This is a genomic window from Calderihabitans maritimus (assembly GCF_002207765.1).
Taxonomy (GTDB): Bacteria; Bacillota; KKC1; order Calderihabitantales; family Calderihabitantaceae; genus Calderihabitans; species Calderihabitans maritimus.
In genome coordinates, this window is sequence record NZ_BDGJ01000164.1 from 19,162 (window position 1) to 39,311 (window position 20,150).

The 20,150-nt window shown below is 49.9% G+C and carries 14 protein-coding genes; all 14 read left to right on the forward strand.

The genetic code is table 11. The features are described 5' to 3' along the window. Positions 1 to 121: 121 nt before the first annotated feature. A complete protein-coding gene (locus tag KKC1_RS11985; RefSeq protein ID WP_088554679.1) occupies positions 122 to 778 on the forward strand; it encodes a tetratricopeptide repeat protein in 657 nt (218 codons plus the stop codon). A gap of 14 nt (positions 779 to 792) precedes the next feature. After that, positions 793 to 1,740, forward strand: a complete 948-nt coding sequence (locus KKC1_RS11990; protein ID WP_143288750.1) for an NHL repeat-containing protein — start codon at positions 793 to 795, stop codon at positions 1,738 to 1,740. A gap of 39 nt (positions 1,741 to 1,779) precedes the next feature. Then, complete coding sequence (locus KKC1_RS11995) at positions 1,780 to 2,967, forward strand: cytochrome c3 family protein (RefSeq protein ID WP_088554681.1); 1,188 nt, start codon at positions 1,780 to 1,782, stop codon at positions 2,965 to 2,967. A gap of 225 nt (positions 2,968 to 3,192) precedes the next feature. Next, a complete protein-coding gene (locus KKC1_RS12000) occupies positions 3,193 to 4,191 on the forward strand; it encodes a 6-bladed beta-propeller (RefSeq protein ID WP_088554682.1) in 999 nt (332 codons plus the stop codon). A 42-nt stretch (positions 4,192 to 4,233) separates the two neighbouring features. Further along, positions 4,234 to 5,202: a cytochrome c3 family protein gene (locus KKC1_RS12005; protein ID WP_088554683.1), complete on the forward strand. Its 969-nt coding sequence runs from the start codon at positions 4,234 to 4,236 to the stop codon at positions 5,200 to 5,202. Between the two features lie 174 nt (positions 5,203 to 5,376). Continuing rightward, a complete protein-coding gene (locus KKC1_RS12010; protein ID WP_088554684.1) occupies positions 5,377 to 8,055 on the forward strand; it encodes a cytochrome c3 family protein in 2,679 nt (892 codons plus the stop codon). 216 nt (positions 8,056 to 8,271) lie between these two features. Beyond that, positions 8,272 to 8,928, forward strand: a complete 657-nt coding sequence (locus KKC1_RS12015) for a tetratricopeptide repeat protein (protein ID WP_088554685.1) — start codon at positions 8,272 to 8,274, stop codon at positions 8,926 to 8,928. Between the two features lie 26 nt (positions 8,929 to 8,954). Continuing rightward, positions 8,955 to 9,941 (forward strand): 6-bladed beta-propeller, encoded by a 987-nt coding sequence (locus KKC1_RS12020; RefSeq protein ID WP_088554686.1) that lies wholly within the window; start codon positions 8,955 to 8,957, stop codon positions 9,939 to 9,941. Positions 9,942 to 9,992: 51 nt separating this feature from the next. After that, positions 9,993 to 10,958, forward strand: coding sequence for a cytochrome c3 family protein (locus KKC1_RS12025; protein ID WP_088554687.1), 966 nt, complete (start codon positions 9,993 to 9,995; stop codon positions 10,956 to 10,958). A 175-nt stretch (positions 10,959 to 11,133) separates the two neighbouring features. Beyond that, positions 11,134 to 12,153 (forward strand): 6-bladed beta-propeller, encoded by a 1,020-nt coding sequence (locus KKC1_RS12030; protein ID WP_088554688.1) that lies wholly within the window; start codon positions 11,134 to 11,136, stop codon positions 12,151 to 12,153. A 9-nt stretch (positions 12,154 to 12,162) separates the two neighbouring features. Continuing rightward, the gene (locus KKC1_RS12035; protein WP_088554689.1) at positions 12,163 to 16,713 is read left to right on the forward strand and encodes an Ig-like domain-containing protein; all 4,551 of its coding nucleotides are present in this window, start codon (positions 12,163 to 12,165) and stop codon (positions 16,711 to 16,713) included. A gap of 62 nt (positions 16,714 to 16,775) precedes the next feature. Then, positions 16,776 to 18,119 carry a cytochrome c biogenesis ResB family protein gene (locus KKC1_RS12040; protein ID WP_088554690.1) on the forward strand — a complete coding sequence of 448 codons (1,344 nt, stop codon included), beginning with the start codon at positions 16,776 to 16,778 and terminating at the stop codon, positions 18,117 to 18,119. Further along, positions 18,109 to 18,900, forward strand: coding sequence for a cytochrome c biogenesis protein CcsA (gene ccsA / locus KKC1_RS12045; protein WP_192868230.1), 792 nt, complete (start codon positions 18,109 to 18,111; stop codon positions 18,898 to 18,900). The genes KKC1_RS12040 and ccsA overlap by 11 nt, the downstream gene beginning before the upstream one ends. 32 nt (positions 18,901 to 18,932) lie before the next feature. After that, the gene (locus tag KKC1_RS12050; protein ID WP_143288752.1) at positions 18,933 to 20,150 is read left to right on the forward strand and encodes a carboxypeptidase regulatory-like domain-containing protein; all 1,218 of its coding nucleotides are present in this window, start codon (positions 18,933 to 18,935) and stop codon (positions 20,148 to 20,150) included.

Consider the following 20,150-nt stretch of genomic DNA (forward strand, 5'->3'; position numbering starts at 1 on the left):
AATTTGTAACATTTTTGTGAATACTCTCTACCTCAACAGGAATAATTTTGACGAAAGTAGAACAAGTAGCAGGGAGAATAAAGTTAGCTGAACCCTGTTTTTGCGGGAGAGGAAATAGATTATGGCATTTCCGCTTAACTGGCGTAAAGAAGTCAGCCTGACTAGCGCAATCGTTTTTTTGGTGGTGCTGACGCTGATATGGGTTGCTATAGGTACTTTTATCGGGTATGCCATGTTCTGGGACCAGTTTCCCCCCGAGTCCCGGTTGGACCGGGAGATTTTGAAATATCGTACTTTGGCTGCTCTTAATCCCGGGGATGCCGATGCTCACTTCCGGCTGGGGTGGGCGTACTATCAGCAGGGAAAAGTTGATCAGGCGTTGGGAAGCTTCTACAGGGCGCTGGAGGTAGACCCCGGGCATAGTTCTGCCCGTTACGGGCGGGCTGTAGCTTATATGGCCAAGGGAATGTACCCCCTCGCGGAACAGGATTTAAAGGCGCTGGTGGAAAAACAGCCGCGCCACGAGCTGGCGTGGTTGGCTTTGGGGAAGATTTACCTGGCCGAGAGGAGGTACCAGGAGGCTGAAAGTGCTTTACGGCATCTCCTGGGGATTAACCGCACTTCGGCCGATGGACATTACTACCTGGGTATGGTGTACAAAGCGCAGGAGGTGTGGACGGAGGCGGAAAAAGAATTCCGAGAAGCTCTACGGTATGACCCGAAATATTCGGAGGCGAGAGAGGCATTGCAGGAGGTAACTACGGTGAAAAAGAGGTGATCCTGAAAACAAGCATGATAAAGGTAAAAATCAGGCTGTGGCACTTGGTTGTAGCCTCATTTTTGTTAACCGTATCCCTGGGTGTAGTGTTTGTGTATTATTACCTGCTTAATAAAACTCCTTTAATTATTAGAGAAGTAGTTGAGACTGTAGCGGTCAATAAAACTGAAACCCCAAAGTTTCTGGTCAATATCGGAGAAAACAATCTGGTCCGTCCCCTGGACGTGGCAGTGGACGGAGAAGGTAAGATCTATATAACTAATTCCGGTAAAGGTGATATACAGGTATACAACCCTAATGGTTACTATTTATACAGTTTTGGCCGGTTTGAAATGCCTAACGCTATTGCCGTTGGACCGGAAGGTTTGATATATGTTGGCGAATTTAAGAGGGGCCGTATTCAGGTGTTCAACCGCGAAGGAAAACTGGTGAAAGTTATTGATGGGAAGAAGGTTGGTACAGTTATACAGCCTTTAAGTTTAAGCTTTGGCCGGGACAAGCTTCTCTATGTGGCCAATCGTACCGGTGAGGTTCTGGTTCTTACGCCGGAGGGTCGTTTGGTGAGCAGATTTGGCAAGCCAGGTTCTTTGAAAGGATATCTCTCTTACCCCAACGGTATTGCTGTTGACCCGGAAGGCAACATTATTGTCAGTGACAGCGGCAATAAGAGGGTGCAGGTTTTTGATAGGAATGGTAAGCTGCTAAAAGTATTGACTGCTTCTCAGCTCGCAGTAGCTTACCCCAGGGGGATAGCCGTTGACCAGCGGGGTCGGGTATTTGTGGTGGATAATTTTGGCCACAAAGTGTTAATCTTGGACAAGGAATTTAAGAAGCTTTTTGAATTAGGAAGCCGGGGACTTAATGAAGGGGAATTGAATTTCCCTAACGGAATTGCGGTTCGAGAAGGCAGGATTTATATTGCGGATAGAGAAAATGGTCGAGTGGCCGTTTTCAGTTATTAGAGAACATGCGGGATTGTATAGACGGACGGGGGTAGTCTTATGTGGAAACGGGCGTTAATTGCATTGTTCATAAGCTTACTTTTCTTGCTATCCTTGAGCTTATGGGCTGAAGCGGCTCCTCAAGAGTTGAGAGCAATTCCGAAGTCCGAAAATTGGGTGGATCTTTCCTGGAAAGGAAGTTCAGGAGAGACCTATAAAGTATGGATGAGTACCGATGGAAGCGTATGGCAAAACATTTATATCGGTAGCAATATGTTCTCCTATTCCGTGAAGAACGGTATATTAGGTTACCATAATTATTACTTTGTAGTGACCACAAGTGAAGTTATGAATTATCCTCAGGACCGAACGGCAACGAATTCCAGCAATGAAGCAGTGGCTTACCCGCCCAACCAGCACGCTCACGCGTACTATCTGGATGATACCAATCTATGTTCCAACTGTCACAAGACTCACACTGCCCTGGGGCCCAACCTATTAAGAGTTGAAACCACCAATGACTCCTGTCTTTCCTGCCACGACGGGACCGGCAGCAAGTACGATATTCTTAACGGTACAGTGGATATGGGGCCCTACGGGGATCCGCTTGCGTCGCCTGCCGGACCTTTCGGGGACGTTGTGATGGGAGTTACCACTCACGTATATTCACGGCATAGTATAGGCGCCGAGGTATATAATGCGCCGGGAGGCAATCCGCTAGGTACGGGAGATGAATGGCAGGAATCCCTGGGCTGTGCCAGTTGCCATGATGCCCACGGGTCGCCCAACTATCGCATGCTGACCGTAATTACTCCGGACAACAATAACGTAAGCGTGAGGGCTTACGCTTATACCGACGAGGCCGGGGGACAGGAAAGGGTTAATTATGTAAGCGGAATGAGTGAGTTCTGTATGGGCTGTCACCGGGATTTGTACGCAGGCAGTGGGTCGGGTTCAAATCCGAAAACGGATGCCTACACCGAAAGATACTTGGGCAAGTACATGCACCCCGTAGGAGTTGCACCGAAGTATTATGAGCGCGGAGAGCTGACTACTACGCTCCCGCTGGAAGGTACCAGTGGCGATAACCGCGATAAGATAACTTGCTTGACCTGCCATCTGGCACACGGGAGCCAGAGTGCGACCGAAGATACAGGAGATACCTACAATGATGGTGGCGATGACTTGGTTAATTACCTGCTCAGGAGAGATTACCGTGGTGTCTGCCAGGATTGCCATAAAAAATAGGTTCGACAAAGCGTGCCGGTACGGACCGGTACGTTTTTTTTATTTTCCAGGTCAGGAAATAGCATGACTTCTCGGTAATAAGATTTTTTTATTTTTTTATTAAGATTCATATTGCTTAAAATTTTATAAATAAATATAATAAATATATATAAGAAAAACAAATAAAAGATTGGAAATAGCTTCTTAAAAAAATATATTCTGCCAGTTAAATTTAAAGGGGGTTTTATGAAAAAGGAATTATTAGCCCTATTTGCTTTGTTTCTGGTTGGTATGACATCCTTTTTCCTCGGTCTGAAAGGACTTATCGCCTGGGGGAACTATGGTCTAGAGAGGGAAAATCCTGCGAGACAGGCAGCAAAGGTGGGCCGGTATGTAGTCAGTCTCGGTTCTCCGACAGTTAAACAGCCCACTTTTGAATATGCCATCTACGGGGACATTGTTTCTAAGTCTCTAATAAATTATCCGATGGATGTAACGGTAGATGATGGCTTTATTTACATATCTGATTCAAATAACGGGCGAGTTTTAGTCTTTGATTACAACGGTAAATTTCGACGGGCTATTGGGGAAGGGATATTGTCCTCTCCTTACGGCTTGCAGGTCTATGATAAAAAGCTATTCGTAGCCGATACTAACAGCGGAAAGATTTTCATTTTTGGCACCGAGGGCGAGTTTTTAGGATATTTCCATACGCCTGGCAGGGAGGTTTTGGGCCCGGTAGGAGATTTATTAATCCATGACGGGCGCTTATATGTCAGTGTTATCATGGCTATGAAGGTGCTGGTATTTGATCTGGAAGGCCGGCTTCTCCAGGAAATTGGCAGCGAGGGGACGGGGCCTGGGCAACTGAAATATCCTCATGGTTTAGCCATAGATAGGTACAATAATCTTTATGTGGCAGATGCCGGTAATAATAGAATTGTTGTTTTTGACGAAAATGGCTATTACCAAAAGACTATTGGTGGAAAGGAAGATGAGACGGGTAAACTTACCACTGTCCGAGGCATTGCTTTTGACAGGCAGGGTAATCTTTATGGAGTATTAGGGCTGCTGGCTAAGGTTGTAGTGTGTAATCCTCAAGGAAGAGAGCTCTATCGCTTTGGTGAACAGGGGGCAGATGATGGGTACCTCGGCCTACCCAATGGAATCTTTATAGACTCGAAAGGACGAATTTATATTACTGAAACGGGTAACAATCGGGTTTCTGTTTTTAGAATCAGGTGATTCATGCAGGATTATTCTTAAATAATTTTGAGGATGATGGAGATGAAAAAAATTGTTCACGGATTAAAATTGTTGCTGTCTGGCTTGACAGTAGGACTGTTAATGGTACTTCTATTTAACTTTCTGTATATAGGAAGGGCTTCAGCGTCAACCCGAGGGCCCCATGACCCTTACGTGAATGAAGAAGTTTGTCGGAACTGCCATACTATTTGGAGTTATGCCCAGAAGGGTTATTACGACCGGCGATTTGGCTCTACCAATGATATTTATAATACCTGTGTATACTGTCATAACAGCAGGGGCCAGAGCAGGTATGATGTTATAAATGGAGTCATATACGACCCTAACGGGAACGGAGGAAACGGTGCCTACTACCGGACGGAGGGAGGCGGGTTTTCCAAGTGGCTGGTCAGGGAAAACGTATCCTCTTTAAACGGTAATCTTACTGATGTTACTTCGGTCCACGATGTGAAGGGGACCGGTGACCTCTACGCTCCAGGAGGTAATACTTCCCTGGCAGGCGCTTTTACTGATTTTTCATGTGATAACTGTCACGATCCTCACGGCAGGACAAACAATTCCAGGATTTTAAGGGATGACATTAACGGGGTTACAGGAGTTTCTGCTACTTTGATAGTTAATAATGAACTGAAAGACGAAAGCGTCATTTATTTAAATGGTTTTAACGAATTCTGCGGTTCCTGCCATACCGACTTCAGGGTAACGGAAGCCGGAGCGGGTGATCATGATAGCGGAATCTATACCAGCTTTAAGCGTCACCGGGTGGGAATGGACCCCGCCGGCTACCCCGGTTACAATCCCGACCACGGGCTTCCTCTAGAAAGCGGGAAAGTCTCCTGTATGACCTGTCATTATGCCCATAGTACTGCTGTAAAAAATGAAATTCTTTTTGACAGGGCGGATAATTATAACGGGTCAAGAGTCAGCGCTTCTTCTACCCTGTTAAGGCGCTCGAATCGCGGTGTTTGTCAGGCATGCCATAGTAAATAAGCGGTAATATTTTCAGACGCGGCAGAACCGCATGTTGACTGAAGAAAATGTTTCCTTTTTTGTTAAATGAGGGCACTAATTGAAATTTTTATAAGAACTTGATTTTTTTAGAAGGAATATTGAAATTTTGCTAGAAATATAGTTTGTGGCTAGAAATAAAAATTAGAGGTGAAAATGTTGCTGCAAAAAGCCTTTTTATTGGCCGGTACTATCCTAATTTCTGTCTTTCTCGTTTCAGTTCCGGCTTATGCTGAACAGGCAAAATACAGCAGCATTCTGGATGTCGAGGGCAATCCAGTGGGCGGGGCCGTCTATGAACGCTATTACGCACCACCGTTGGAATGGTTGCTCCTGGACGGTAGTCCCCCAGCGAATGCCTTTTCGGCTGATGATATTACCAACTACCCCTTTGAAATTTATCTGCCTAATGAGAGTGCCCCGCAAAATTACCGTATTCACAGCCAGTACACCAATGATACTGATGCCTGTGCTTCATGTCATGCCACTCACACCGCCGTAGGGCCTTCGTTGCTGCAGTGGTTTAATATCTATGATACCTGTATGGCCTGTCACGATGGAACGGTATCAACTACATATAATGTTGTCAAGGGTACAATTAAAGTCCAACAGGAGCAAGCGCAGTACACTACTTTTGAAGAGTATATGGCCTTTATCGAGGAATATAATGCAACCCAGCCTCCGGAGTGGCAGGTTACCGAACCGGAAACGAAACACGACCATTTTGAGTATTATGTGGATCAATTAGTAAAATCGGATGGAACATACTTCCCGGCAGAGGACCCAAACGATACCATGGACGAAAACCTCTACTGGGCTGCCAATGATTGGTATAACAATCAGTGGGACGGGAGTCCCAAACTGGGCGGGATCACCTACAAACCTCTAAGCGGTGGTATGTTTGGGTTTGGCCATGAAGAATCTCTTTCCCGCCATACGGTGAGTGGTGCTGTAACTATCGCCGCGGCACCCGGTGGTTCCAGCATACCCGAACTTGCCGACCCCGGTAATCCACGAACAGTCAGGTGGGACGCTATTTTCGGCTGTGAAAGCTGCCATAATCCCCACGGAAGCGGAGGCAATGCCCGTCTCTTAAATCCTGATCCGAACTGGTCTGCTACAAAGAACAACCGGTTTGAGGGTGTTCTGGCTACCAGAGTCGGACAGGTCCCCAACCCCAAAATTTCGGGCGGTGTAGCGTATGCCGTCTATCCAGGGGCAACTGCATTTACTGAAGGGTCTACTACCGAAGTCTTGACCAATTACGGCGGCATTCAGGGTAATACGGTCGTCAGGGAGAGGGAGCCCTATAGCTGGCTGACCGGGTATCCTTATGAATATAAAATTTATGTTAACGGTGAACTGCAGGAAGAGGGGATAGATTACCTGCTTAATAGCAGAATGGGCCATACGTATATTGAATTTTACAGTGACCCCGGTCCAAACGCGGAAGTCAAGGCGTATTTTACTGCCTCTCTGAGGGTAAAAATGGACATTGACAATTATTTGACCGGTTCCGAGACAGTCCGCTACATAAGTGGGATTAACGAATTCTGTGGTGCCTGTCATACGGACTACAATACAGCTGTGGATAAGCTTTACCGGACCGAGGGTAAGAATGCTGGGCAATATGTGGGATCAGGTCATGAACTGACGGGATTATATTCCGAGGCTTACCGGCACCAGGTTGGAATGCAGACGGAAATTTTACCGGAAGGTCTCAAGTTTGAAGGAGAAAATACTGTTTTCTGCCTTACCTGCCACCTGGCTCACGGGACCAGCCAAAACTATTGGGTTATGACCCTTGGCAGTAACAGCCAACTGTCGGAAAAATGGGACGATTCTTTGCTGGTTGAACTGTCCGGTTCTTCCGCCCTTAAGCGGATGCCTAACATGGGTACCTGCGAGGCCTGCCATCAGAAAGGGGCGCAAAATGCCGGTTACAATCGCAATTCCGGACAAGCTGTACTCGGAAGTGGAGGAAGCATACAGGATGGTGTTTTCACCCAGGATACGGCTGCTTATGTAGGCATGAAAAAGTGTATCGGCTGTCATAGGGAACATGCAAAAGGGTTTAATAAGACTAAACATGCCAGCACCTTAACTGACCAGGTACCCACAGTAATAGAGGAAGCATACGGTGGCGCTGTAGATTACCTGCTGGCGGGGAGATACTTGCTTCAGGATGATGGCAGCAAGATTGAAGTTGTGGGAATGTGGGATGCAGGAACGCAAACGGTAGTCGCCAGTGATCTGAGCATCACCGATTTTGAAAGGGACTGTATGCGGTGTCATGTTAGCGGACGCAACGCCCAGTATGAGATAGAGCAAGTCACCGACCTGGGCGTGACCTGTGAAGCCTGTCATGGCCCGGGGAGCAATCATATAAAGAATCCCAGCGGCGAAAATATTACTAATCCGGCCAATATTGGCGTCATTTACTCAGCGCAGGTGTGTGGCCAGTGCCATACCAGCAATCCCGATGACCCGTATGGCTACCAGCCCGGTGATAACCTTGATGACTATGTTAGTACGCCATACGGGACTCTGTTAAATCCGGACGGAGTAAGTCAGAGCAGGACAGACGGGCAGAAGCTGCCTAAATCCGGCGAGTATGAAGAATTCGATAACAGCGATCATGGCCGTACGGGGAATTTAATGTCCTGTGCCAGCTGTCACAGCTCTCATGGGCTGAACTCTGAAGGGCGGCAGTTTAAAGGTGCGGCAGTTCAAACCTGCCTGGTCTGTCATCAGGAAATGAAGAACCTTGATGTAATTATGCCCAATGGAACCCACGCGTTCAGGACATCTTATCCGAATACAAGCTTCGAATAAGGAGACAGTTGTCCTGACAATATTCCTTTAATCTACGATAGGCGGTAATTTTGTGACGTTTTTGTGAATAATGGTACGAAGAGCGGGGTTCTCTTGTGTTTATGGTGAACGGATTTAAGCAGGAATGTTTGAGGTTATCCGGTATAATTAGTTTGGCAAATTTAAAGAAAGTTAATTCATTTCATTCATATTATCAATGACGGTGGGAGATTGGCAATGGTTGAAACAAAAGAGAGCTTGGCGAAGGATAAAAAGATAAGTGTCTGGGCAGCTGCCGGTATAATTGTTCTGGTTATTGTCATTATCATTGGTTCAGGCATGTTTATAGGGAGACAGTTTTTCTGGAACCAGCAGGAAAGGATGACCAAGCTGGAGCATGACCTTCAGGTGGCGGTGGCCAATGTGCAACGGGAGCCGGAGAATCCTGCTTACCGGGTGGATCTGGGCTATGTATACTTTCGCATGGGTGACTACGAGTCGGCGGAGAAGGAATTTGCTAATGCGCTCAAGCTGGACCCTGGTCGGTTAAGCGCCAAGTATAATTTGGCTCTTCTTAAAGCCGAATTAAAGGAATTTGATACAGCGAAAACGTTGCTGGAAGAGGTAGTAAGAGACAACCCTAAATTTATATCCGGACATGCCAGCCTGGGCAACCTCTACCTGCTTATGGAGGAGTATGACAAAGCGCTGGAAGAATTTAATACAGTACTTAAGCTGTTTCCCACCTCCAGTGATGCCTACTATTATATTGGACAAACCTACGAAAAAATGGGCCAAATAGAAAAGGCCAGGGAAAATTACGAGCAGGCGCTGAAGTTTGATCCCAAACACCAGGGGGCCAACGAGGCACTCAAGAAGCTGGAGGCAGACTAGCCATAAGATTCGGAGGAGGATAGAACGTGAGGGTTACAACGCTGGTCATTATTATCTTAGTGATCGCCCTGGCCGGTACCATTACCTTCGGGGTGTTTTACCTGACGAAAGAGGACCCTATAGAGAAAGTCAGAGCCATAGTCCCTCCGGTGGTGGAAGAAAATAATCCGCCGGAGTTCAGGTTTGCGTTCTACGGCGATGCCGAAAAGAATGTATTACTGGAAAAACCCCTGGATGCAGCCGTGGCCGGGGGCAAAATCTACGTAACGGATTCCCGAAATCACCGAATTCTGGTTTTTGACTATAACGGTAAGCTGGTGAATGCGTTTGGGGAGGACTATCTGAAGACACCATACGGAGTTGCCGTTAGCGGGAGCAGGGTTTACGTGAGTGATGCTGCGGCAAGCCGGATTGTTATCTTTAACAGGGATGGAAAGTTCGAAGGTTACTTCGAGCCCAAGAAAGAAGGGAAGCAGTTTCATCCCCGGGACAAGTATGCAATCGCTCCGGTAGGAGACCTGCAGGTTAAAGGTGGCAAAATTTATGTATCTCTGATTAAATCTGACCGAGTTCTAGTATTTGATCTGAAGGGGAACTTACAATTAGAAATCGGTGAGGCAGGAGTGGGTGCGGGCGAGTTTAGGGCCCCCCATGGACTGGCGGTAGACGACGAGGGCAACATTTACGTGGCTGATTCCGGTAACAACCGCATCCAGGTCTTCGGACCGGACGGCCGATACTTGAAGACCTTGGGGGGAGAAGAAGGGCAAATGGGCAAACTTACTACGGTCCGGGGGGTCGCCTTGGACCAGCGGGGCAACATTTACGCGGTAATGAATTTGACCAATAAGGTTGTTGTTTTCGGTAAGGACGGCAAAGCTCTCTTTCAGTTTGGTTCCCCCGGCGCCGAGCACGGTCAATTGGGTCTACCTAACGGTATTTTCATCGACAGCAACGGCCGGATTTACGTGGTAGAGATGGGTAACCACCGGGTTTCGGTATTCGGGTATTGAAGTTTGGGGTGCCATAAAACCCCGTAGTTATTCTGGAAAGGAGGTGAAAAGGTGAAACGGCTGAGCATTTTAGTTGTCCTCTCGCTGGTTTTCTTGCTGGCTCTGGGTGCAGGCAGCGCACTGGCGGCTACCAACGGTCCCCACGGTAATTATTCCGCCGATACCGATGCCTGCGGTCAGTGTCATAGCACCCACGCCGGTAATGCCGCGAACTTAATCAAGTTCACTCTGTCAGGGAGCTATAACGCTGTTTATGAAACCTGTACCGCCTGTCACAGTGATACTGGTTCCAGCAAGTATGATGTCATTAACGGAGTCATTTATGATCCTTCGGCTAATGCAGGTGCTGGTGGATACTGGGCTGCTTCTGGCGGTGGGTTTGACAACGTATTAACAGGCGGTGAACCCGCGGCTGACTTGACCGGCGTTGTCGCTACCACGTCCTCCCATGACGTTAAGGGGACGGGCGAAATCTTCGCCCCTGGTGGCGACAGCACGACGGGTAATGGTTTTACGGAGTTTTCCTGCTCCAACTGCCATGACCCTCATGGTACCAGCAACAGCCGTCAGTTGATCAGTGCCACGACGGTAACCATTACCGTTGACCCAACGACTGAACTGAAGGATGAGGCCATTAAATATGAAGCAGGTATTAACGCTTTCTGCGGCAGTTGCCACACTGACTTTAACGTGGGCACCGGATCGGGGGACACTGCGGCCGGTACTTACTCTACCCATACCAGACACGCCGTGGGAGTTGACCCGGCAACCTATCCGGGGACCAATGCGGCCAGCTGGACCACGGGTTATCTGTCGCAGCCCAGCGCGACATTGCCCTTGCAGTTCGACGGCGTAAACCAGCAATTAACCTGTCTTACCTGCCATTACGCTCATGGTACGGCAGCAACCAACATAGTCACCTTTGACCGGGTGAGCAACTTCGGCGGCACCAGCAATTCGAGTACCCTGCTGCGGCAGAACAACCGGGGCGTATGCGAGAGCTGTCATAACAAGTAAAAGTAAACCACCGCTTACATACGGTGGCCCTAAGGGAAGGGGGCTATGCCCCCCTCCCGTTCAATAACAAGTGGAAAATGATGCTATTTTTCATAATTATACTACTAAATCGGCGCGTTATAGCTATAGCACGTATTTATGGCCCGCGTACAATCCCTGAAGCAGGAGCTTCACTTTGTTTGGAGGTCTTGCTTCAGGGATTGAACCGGCTCTATCTTTGAAAGGTGGTAGGATGATAGCGGTGAAAAGGCGGTGGATAATGGCAAGAGGAATGTTATTGGTTCTAATAGCGGTTGCCCTTACGACAGGTCTGCGAGGGGAGAACCGCAAAGAAGAAACCGTTCGACCTGTTAAGCTTGCCGATAAACCGGAGTTGCTTTACGGAATATATGGTAACGGGCTGGAGAAGCCGGTGGGAGTTGCGTTGGATGAGCGGGGATACGTTTATGTAGCGGATGCCGGCAGTCACCAGATAAAAGTATTTAGTCCCGGCGGCAGGCCGGTGATGGCATTTGGCAAACCGGGAACCGAACCGGGCCAGTTGAACTACCCCTACGGGCTGGCTTTTACCCCGGAGGGGGAACTGCTGGTGTCTGACCCGGCAAATGAGCGGGTATCCATATATTCTCGTAAGGGCCATTTCCTTAAAACGCTCGTATCCGGCGGGAACGACCTGGGCCTTATCAGGCCTGGTGGACTGACGGTGAAAGGTGATGTGATATACATTAGTGACCTCTGGGGACATCAGATTGTAGTTGTGGACGGACAGGGAAAACTGGTGCGAAGGATAGGTAGGCCGGGCAGCGGTGGAGGAGAGCTCCGGTACCCACAGAGTGTGGCAATTGATGACCAAGGGCGGTTATGGGTAGCTGATGCCGGGAACAATCGCATTCAAGTTTTTGATAAAGAAGGTAATTTCCTGTTTATGATCGGTGGAGAGAACAGCCCGGTGAGTTTCGGTCTGCTCCGAGGCATCGCTATTGACAATTTGCAAAGGGTGCTGATAGCTGATTCCATCAACAGTACCATTAGAGTTTTTGACCCGGAAGGGAAAGAACTGTTTTCCTTCGGTGGATACGGTGAGGAGGAAACACAGTTCATTTATCCCATAGGGTTGGCCGTCGGTGAGGACGGTAAAATCTATGTGGCCGACCGCGGAAACCAACGGGTACAGGTCTGGGGCTATCGAAGGTAGGTAATTGATATGCGTGGATGGTTACAGGCATATGGAACGGTAAAGAAGCTTTTTCCAGGAGCGAAGCAACTGGCAATACTGTTGTTAATGGCGGGTATTGCATTGAGTAATCCTTTTTATGCCAGGGCAGCCACGACCGGTGCTTTATATCCTGGCACCGCCACCTATTCCGGTACCATTTACGGTAACGCTAATGATGTGCTTGCCGACGATGGCACCTCCGTCGGTGTGGATAGTGCTGATTCTAGCTTAACTGTTTCCGGTTTCAGCATGGGTAATGAAGGTGATATTAACAGCATTATCTTTTACTGGGACATCACGGACTTCACTGGTACCGTTGATGATGATGTAATCTACTTAGAATATTCTTATGATAACGGTACGAGTTGGAATCTTGCTTATTCATATACCACAAGTACCTTTCCGGGCCCAGGTCTAATATCCTATCCGGCCGGTGATGTCCCGGTAGGTTGGACTAATGTAGATATAGCCAATGTGCAGATGCGCATCCGTACCGTGGCCGAGCCAAACGCTAACAAGGCTGACGGGGTTGTTATTTACGCTGATGTTTTTTACATTGATGTAGATTATACTGCTGCTTCTGACACAGAGCCACCCACCTGGCCGAGCAGCAATTCGTTGAGTGTGACGGCAGCCGGCAGCACGCAGATAGATCTGAGTTGGACCAATGATGCCAGCGACAACGTTGGAGTAGACCACTGGGAGGTATGGCGGAGCACCACAGCGGGAGGCCCGTATACCCTGATTGATGACACACTTCCTGCCGGTAGCAGTTCTTACAGTGATACCACGGTAACCGGCGGTAATACTTATTATTACGTGGTGCGGGTGGTCGACGCCGCTGGTAACTATACCGAGAGTAATGAGGCAAGTGATACTACCCCGTCCGGGACTACAGCGACCACCGGGGCTTTATATCCCACGAGCGCCACTCCTTCCGGTACTGTCAGCAACCCCGATTATGTGCTTGCCGACGATGGCACCTCTGCTGGGGTGGATTCTGCTGATTCCAGCTTAACTGCTTCCGGTTTTAGCATGGGTAATGAAGGTGATATTAACAGCATTACGTTTTACTGGGATATCACGGGCTTCACTGGTACCGTTGATGATGATGAAATCTATTTAGAATATTCTTATGATAATGGTACGAGTTGGAATCTTGCTTATTCATATACCACAAGTACTTTTCCGGGCCCAGGTCTGATATCCTATCCGGCCAGTGATGTCCCGGTAGGTTGGACCAGTACAGATATTACGAATGTGCAGATGCGGATCCGTACCGTGGCCAAGCCAAACGCTAACCAGGCCGACGGGGTTACCATTTATGCCGATGTCTTTTACATCGATGTAGAATACACTCCCTTCGATACCGAACCGCCCAACTGGCCCAGCTCCAGTTCGCTTGCGGCGAATGCGGTGGGGCCTGCCCAGGTGGATCTGACCTGGACCAACGATGCCACCGACAACGTGGGGGTTACCGGCTGGGAGATTTACCGCAAGTTGAGTTCCGAGGCTACCTGGCCGGGAACACCGATAGATACCGCCCCGGCAGGAGCCAGCTCCTATTCCGACACCACCGTGTCGCCCGAAACCAGTTATGACTACAAGATCAGGGCTAAGGACGGCGGGGGTAATACCAGCAGTTGGAGCAATGTGGCCAGTGCCACCACTCCGCCCGATACCACGGCACCCGGGTGGCCCAGCTCTAATTCACTGACCGCCAGTGCCGTCAGCGGCAGCCAGGTGGATTTGAGCTGGACCAATGATGCTACCGACAATGTGGGGGTTACCGGCTGGGAGATTTACCGCAAGTTGAGTTCTGAAGGCACCTGGCCGGGAACGCCGATAGATACCGCCCCGGCAGGAGCCAGCTCCTATTCCGATACAACCGTAAATGATAATACCGGTTACGATTACCGCATCCGGGCGGTAGACGCTGCGGGCAACGGCAGCGTCTGGAGCAACACGGCGAGCGTTACTACGCCGGATGAAACGCCACCGGTAGTGGTGAGTGAGTTGCCGGCAAGTGGCTCTGCCAATGTCCTCCGCGGCACTTTAATCAAAGTCACCTTTAATGAGCCGATGGACACGACGACCTTTGATATAAATACAACCTTCCGGATCCACGACGATACCAATAATGTTTATATTACCGGTGGAACACTAACCTTTGAAAACGGGGACAAGACGGCTGTATTCGACTCAACCGACCCGCTGGCGGCCAATGCCGCATTTACGGTGACGGTTACTACGGGCGTTACGGATGCGGCGGGCAATAACCTGGCCGCCGACTACTCGTGGAGCTTTCAGACCGGGACAGATATATTCAAGACACCTCACGGCGGCTTTGCCACTAATGATGATGCCTGCGGCAGGTGCCATACCACCCATGCCGGAATAGGAAGCGACCTGATGCGCGCGGGTGCGGTGGATCAATTGTGTTATCTTTGTCACGATGCGGGGGGAACGGGAAGTATTTACACGGTGGAGGACGATTTTGATACCGTGGCGAAAGCCAGTACCCACAAGGTGCCTGCCTCACAGCAGTGCAATGACTGCCATAACCCTCACCTGGACGCAGGTACCGTTCCCAAGTTGCTGGAGACATCTACGGGGCAGAATAGTGACGAGCAGTACTGCTGGACCTGCCACGGAACCGGTTCGACCCTTTCCACGGATAGTGGTACTGATCCTGCGGGTAATGCCAACGACCACCAGAGCTACTATCCCCAGGATGGGACTGGCCATGACGATGTTTCTTTGGAGCCTTCCTCCGGAACATTGATTAAGTGCTTGGGGTGCCATGAAGAGCACGGTTCTGATTTTACCAAGCTGTTGCAGGTGGACCCCAACGGCGACAGTACCAATATTACGGGGAACGACAAGAGCTTCTGTTACGAGTGCCATACCGGTGCCATTGCAGGGGCCGACAGCGCCTGGGACGGCAAGATCGTAAACGACAGCGGGGGGCACACGCAGAACTGCACTGTCTGCCACGATCCCCACGGAACGCCCAATGACGACCATTACACCATTTTCCCGTACTCCATGACCCCGGTGGGGACGAGTCGTGATAATACCAATTACCCATATAACTCCAATGACTTCAAGCAGTGCTGGGACGGGAGCTGTCACGTGGGAACGGATACCCAACTGACCCAGACGACGAAGAATGCCGACAATACCGCTCCTACCGGGTTCTGGCAGGAAGATTTATATAATTCCAATCCTAGCGACGAACGGGTTAACCTGCATAACTTCCATTTGAATTTAGACCAGTACCGGCCGGGCCGGGGTAACGCCGTTTGCAAAGAATGTCACCGCCCCCATGGGCCTATAAGCAGCGAAAATCCCGACCTGAAACACCGGGTGGGATTTCCATCCAGTACCGTCGCAGCCAATTCGTTAGCCAATCCGCAGTATGACCATCTTGATAGTGGAGCTGGTGATCCTAATGATGGAGGCACCTGTGACCTGACATGTCATGGGTATGTCCATACAAACGTAACCTATAACAACGGCGGCGCAGGTGGCGGAACGGTAAGTTCCGGAGGACAGGACTGCAGCGATGGCTGCCATAGTAACACTTTGGTGCAGGATATGGGGACCTCTTCTACTATGTACCGGCACCAGGTTACCAGCCCCGCCGCCACCTATGACGGGGAAACGGTAGGCCCGGGCGAGACCACCTGTTTAAGCCTGTGTCATACCGACCACGATATTTTTAACAGCCAGATCGGAACGGAGGCTTCGCCTTTCCTGAGAGAATATGGTGGAAATACGTCGATACCGCCGAGCAGCGGGATCCCCGCCAGCCAGGCGAACACTTTGTGTCTGTCTTCGGCCTGTCACGGGACCGCCGGTGGGATAGATGACCCCAATTACAACTCGCCCAGTGGCTACGCGGGTACCAGCGATATCGCGGCCCAGGTTAACCGCACCCAGTCAGGGTGGCACCCCATCGCCGTGCCGTTACCCGGTACGGCGAATGATACCGGCAACCCCTACGTCAATTCCAGTACCATGGTTTCGCCGTGGGATCAGGTCCAACAGCTGAAGTGTACCGACTGCCATACCCAGGAAGCGGCTCCCCTGGGGCCCCACGCCTCCAGCAACCGGTACATGCTGAAGAAACTCGGTCCCACGTCCACGGCGGGAGCCTTTGAGCTGTACGATGCCCTGTGTACCATGTGTCATGACTCGGCGGTCTACGGTTACGGTGGTACTCCCGGTAGTGGCAGCGGTTCCAAGGCCGCAAGCACCCACTCCCAGAATAACCACTATGACGGCCGTTACGGGTGCATGGGCTGCCACGGGGGTAACCCGGAGTTTGCCGTGCTGGCCGGCGATACTGCCTATAACCCTGCGGCGGAGCGGGGCAGTATCCATGGATGGGAGTATACCTATCCGGGTGCCGGAGCGCCGGCGGCGGGGTTCGTTAACGGTTTATATATTTCCAATTATGATCCCAGCTCGTCGAAGCCCTGCACCGCCCAGACGGGGAACGACTACTGCAGTATGGCCGCAAAGTCGTTATAAGGGAAAAGAAGTAGTGAAGTTACAGTATCAGTCCGGGCAAGAAAGTCGGAAGGGGTAACGGCATGAAACTGTTGGTTAAGGGCTTGCGGCTACTGGCCTCACGGGAATTAGCCGTTTACCTGCTGGCGGTGGCGGCGTTGGTGGCCATGGCCGCTCAAATACCCTTTTTCCTGGAAGTAAAGCTGGACCGGGCTATCTTCGCCTCATGGTGGTACAATGGGTTGCTTTTGTTGTTATTGTTAAATACCCTGGTTTGCTCCCTTTTCCGCCTGGAAGAACTGGAGAAAAAAACGGCCAGGCCACCGGAAAATCTTTCAAGGTATCCCAACCGCCGGGCGATTAAATCGAAAGATGCAGGTCACCTGTTTTTCTTCCTTAAAGACTACCTGTCCCGCAGGGGTTATAAAATATTTGACGCCCACCAGAACTGTTTTCTGGCCCGCAAGGGTGAAAGCTATTATTGGGGTTCCATGGTTTTTCATCTTAGTTTTTTGGTAATTCTGGTAGGAGTGATGTTAAACAACCTTTTTGGCTTCCATGGAAGCATGATCATTCCCGAGCAGCAGTTGGCCGTGGAGGATCACCGGTTTTATCAAAGTATCGAGGAAGGACTTTTATTTGGCGAGCAGCACCAGCGCTTCCAGATAGGTTTGGAAAGCATGGAGGTGTATTTTGACCGGGGGAAAACCACTCCTTCTTTACTGGAAGCCAAGGTCTGGGTGATGGAAGGGCACCGGAGGATTGTCGCTTCTCAGACTGTAAAACCTAATCAGCCCATCCGGTATAAAGGCAGACGGATATTGCTTACGGGATATGGTTATGCACCCTATTTTACCCTTGAACATCAGAACAAGGTAATATTTCAATCATATATTAACTTGATTTCAACATGGAACGAAAAAGGTGAAATTCAGTACAAAGATGAATTTAACATTCCGAATTCGGAGATTAAGGTGGAGGTGGAACTGTTTCCCGACGCCACCATTTCTGCCGACGGTACTTTAAAGAATTTGTCCCATAACCTGAAACTGCCCGCGGTGGAAATACGGGTGACCCAGCGGGAAGAAGAGCTTTTTGCCGGTCATGCATTGATGGGCCAGACCATGAAGCTGTCCAACGGGATGAAACTCAGCTTCCTGGGAGTGAAACGGTACGGGTGGTTTGACGTCGCCTATCACCCCGGGGTATTCTTTTTGTATGGTGGGTTTATATTATGCCTTGCCGGATTGGTCTTTGCCCTGTTTGTGACCCCGAAAGGGATTTGGGTTTCGCTGGGTGACGCTGGAATAGAAATGGCCGGTTACAGCAAACGCTACCAACAGCTGTTCCGGGAGGAATTTAATACGCTGGTCGATGTGATCAGCAGACAAAATGGAACGAGGGATGAACCTAACGATGGTTTATGACGTTTATCTGGTGCTAGGCGTGATTGGACTTTATGCCCTGGCAACCATTGGGTATCTATTCGGTATCATTTTTAACAAGGATAAACTAAACCGCATAGCCCTATGGATAGGTGCTACTGGGGCCTTCTTCCACACAGTGGCGGTAGTTTTGCGCTGGTACCTGGCCGGTCATGCGCCAACTACCCTATACGAGTTGAATTCTTTCGGCGGGTGGCTGGCGGTACTGGCCTTTCTTCTGGCCCGCTACTGGCGTCGGGACCTGAACCTTTTGGGAATGGTGGTTTTCCCGGTGGTTTTCCTTGTGATGGGCTGGGGACTGACTAAGTACACCCTTATCGAGCCGTTGAAACCGGAATACCAGAGCTTTTGGTTGACACTGCACGTGCTGTTTGCCTTTTTGGCTACCGCCTGTTACCTGTTATCCTTCAGTGCTGCGGTACTCTATTTATGGGGCAACAAGAGGGTGCTTAAAAAATTGCCCCCCAGGCAGGTACTGGAGGAATTATCAGCGAAGTTTATTGGGGTCGGTTTTATCAACCACGCGGTGATGGTCATTACCGGTAGCATCTGGGCTGATGTGACCTGGGGGCGCTACTGGGGTTGGGACCCGGTAGAAACATGGTCGCTTGTCACATGGCTCATCTACGGCCTGTATCTTCATTTATATTTTACCATGGGCTGGCGGGGCAGGAAGCTTGCCTGGCTGGCGGTAATAGCTATGGGAGTTGTTATTTTTGCCTACTACTATGTACCTCATCTGCCTGTTAAAATCTTTTCTTAGGGAAAAAAAGTAAGTTGCTACCTTGAAAGGAGGTGAGGGGCATTAAAGCTTTAATACATAATGAACGCTTTCGAACGGTGTGCCGGCTGTTAACGATAGGTGTGCTATTATCGATTGTTTTAAATATTGTTCCATTGTTACCGGTTGCCCAGGGGGGTGAAGAAGGGGTTACACCCCAAACGGTCAGCAGGCTGGTTTACGGGACCTCTGACGGCAAGCCGCGGGCCAGCGTTTCCGTCAGTGTTTACAGCCCGCGGAAGAAGGAGGTTATATTAAAGTTGCCCAAGCCTTTGGTCTTTCTGAAGGCAAGATCCAACAGAAAAGTCATGGCCCCTGAGGGTACTCTGAAAATCAGCGGCAATGTTACCGAAAATTCCACCGGAAGGCCGTTGTCTGGTGTCACAGTCAGTTTAATGTGGGACGGCAAGGCTACCCAGTTCAGCACAGTTACCGATGCGGCAGGTAATTACTCGCTAGAGGGAGTAGGCCCGGGTAAGTATATCTTGCTGTTTGAACATCCTGGCTATAGTCCGGAAGAATTCGGGGTCGAGTTAAATGACGACCTAACTCAGGACTGCGCTATGTTTCGCACCACCTCATTGAAAGCGCAGGTGACCAACGAATGGGGTGAGCCACTGGAGGGAGTAACGGTTACCTTGGTTAACCAGAACGTTCCGGACCAAAGAATTAGGCTTTCTACCGCTTTGGGGGGATGGTTTTCCCTGGTAGAAGTGCCGCCGGGGAGGTACTTGTTATCTGTATCCCAGGGTAAACACCGCAAGAAAAAAATGATATGGTTGGACGAACACCCGCAGGAACTGCGTGTGATGCTGAGCGGAGTGGGGCCCGTATCCCCCTCTGTACCTGAAGCTGTTTACGGTGAGAATTCATCGGTCGAAAATACAGTATATGGAACGCCGCAAGAAAATCGGGAGCTTTCGGTTGGCGGCAGTTCCCGGTCCCGGCCAAAAGCGGATACGGTAAAGCAAAATCAGCCGGGAGCAGGAGATGTTATTCATGGCACCCCCAGTGTAGGAGATTCGGTTTATGATTCGCCTAGCGTGGGCAATGAAATCCCAGCGGCACTTGAAAGCGTTAACCAGGAGGCGGGTACGGGGACACAAGACTTGCCTGGGATGGGAGATGTTATTCATGATGCTTCAACTGTGAGAGAGTCGGACAATGACCTGTCAAACGGGAGTGAGGAGGTTAACGGGGAACTTCCCAGCGTACAGGAGCAAGTGTACTGA